The following is a 1,713-nucleotide window of genomic DNA, read 5'->3' on the forward strand; positions in this document are numbered from 1 at the left end:
TCCTGCCTGCACTGCCGCTGATCGTCGCGAGCGACGGAGTGGAGGCCCGGAGCGTCGTGCTCAGCAGCGCCTGGGCCCCGTGCGCAGAGGAGAGCACGAGCGCGACCTGGTCGTCCACGCCCGTCGGGGCGAGCGTCCCCGTCGCGACGATGCCGGCGGGCGGTCCGATGGCGAACGACGACCAGGAGACCACGTAGACGCCCAGGTCGAGGAGCGCTCCGCCGGCGAGCGCCGGGTTCCAGAGCCGGCTCGCCGGGTCGTACCGGGAGCGTCCGCCGAAGTCGGCAGTGACGAGCCGGACCTCGCCTAGTGCTCCGTCGGCCAGCAGCTGCCGCACGATGTCGGTCTGCGGCAGGTAGCGCGTCCACATCGCCTCCATGGCGAAGACGCCGGCGGCGCGTGCCGCCTCCACGATCCGGCGCGACTGGTCGGCCGTCACCGCCATCGGCTTCTCGATGAGGACGTGCTTGCCTGCGGCGATGGCCAGCAGCGCATGCGCGAGGTGCTCGCTGTGCGGGGTCGCGACGTAGACCACCTCGACCTCGGGATCGGCGACGAGCGCCTCGTAGGAGCCGTACGAGCGTTGGACGCCGTGCGCAGCCGAGAAGGCCTCGGCGCGCTCAGCCGACCGCGAGCCGGCGGCGACGACCCGCTGGCGCGTGTGCCGGTGCAGCGCGTCGGTGAAGTCGGCGGCGATGGCTCCCGGCCCGAGCACGCCCCACCGCAGGGGCGGGGCGTCCGCAGGATCGGGATGGCGCGGTTCCGGCAGGGCGGCGAGCGTGTCGGGCATGGGTGTCGTCTCCTGGTGTCGTCCGGGGTCGATGGGGACTCAGACCGGCTGCGGGTTCGAGACCTCGGGCGCCTGACGGATCCCGGCCACCGGCGCAGCCCACTGGACGCCGTTGGCGAGCACGCGCCGGATCTGCGGGTGGAAGTACACCGGGTACTCCTGGTCCCCGGGGCTGAAGTAGAAGATCTTGCCCCGACCGCGCGTGAACGTGACGCCCGACCGGAACACCTCTCCGCCGGTGAACGAGCTGATGAACACCAGGTCGTCCGGGGTCGGGATGTCGAAGAACTCCCCGTACATCTCCTGCGCCTCGATGACGATCGGCTGCTGCACGCCCGCGGCGATGGGATGCGTCGGGTCGACGTTCCACACCAGCTCGCGCTCGCCGCCCTCGGGATTGCGCCAGCGCAGCGAGCACGTCGTCCCGAGCATCCGGATGAAGATCTTCGAGAAGTGGCCGGAATGGAGGACGATCAGCCCCATCCCGCCGAGGACATGGCGACGGACACGTTCCACCACGTCGTCGGACACGCGGTCGTGCGCGATGTGGCCCCACCACAGGAGGACGTCGGTCTGCGCGAGATCCTCCTCGCTGAGCCCATGCTCCGGGTCGTCGAGGGTCGCGGTGCGCACGGCGACCTCCTCGCCGAGCAGCTCTCGGAGACCCTCGGCGATGGCGCCGTGGATGCCGTGCGGGTAGATCACGGCGATCTCGGGCTGGGTCGCCTCGTGGACGCCCTCGTTCCAGACGGTGACGCGCAGCGCCATGGTCATGCTCCTTTCGTAACACCGCCGAGTCCGCGAAGACTTGCGGTTTCGACGGAGATTTCGTGCAGTCTGTGCGGACTCGATGGTGGGGGGCTCGGGGGGGCTGTCTCTTATACACATCTCCGAGCCCACGAGACACTCGCTAATCTGGGGGG

At 70.4% G+C, this 1,713-nt stretch carries 2 protein-coding genes; both read right to left on the reverse strand.

Annotated elements, in window-relative coordinates; all coding sequences use genetic code 11:
• A partial coding sequence (locus tag ACPYOG_RS19085; RefSeq protein ID WP_481295714.1) for a Gfo/Idh/MocA family protein occupies positions 1-790 on the reverse strand: 790 nt, incomplete at its 3' end.
• A gap of 39 nt (positions 791-829) precedes the next feature.
• Complete coding sequence (locus ACPYOG_RS19090; protein ID WP_481295715.1) at positions 830-1,564, reverse strand: ThuA domain-containing protein; 735 nt, start codon at positions 1,562-1,564, stop codon at positions 830-832.
• Positions 1,565-1,713 lie beyond the last annotated feature (149 nt).

It is taken from the genome of Leifsonia sp. HAY1-4F, from assembly GCF_056755275.1.

Bases quoted from the DNA above. Each gene is read 5' to 3' on its own strand.
- ACPYOG_RS19090 (WP_481295715.1), bottom strand. From the start codon at position 1,564: ATGACCATGGCGCTGCGCGTCACCGTCTGGAACGAGGGCGTCCACGAG.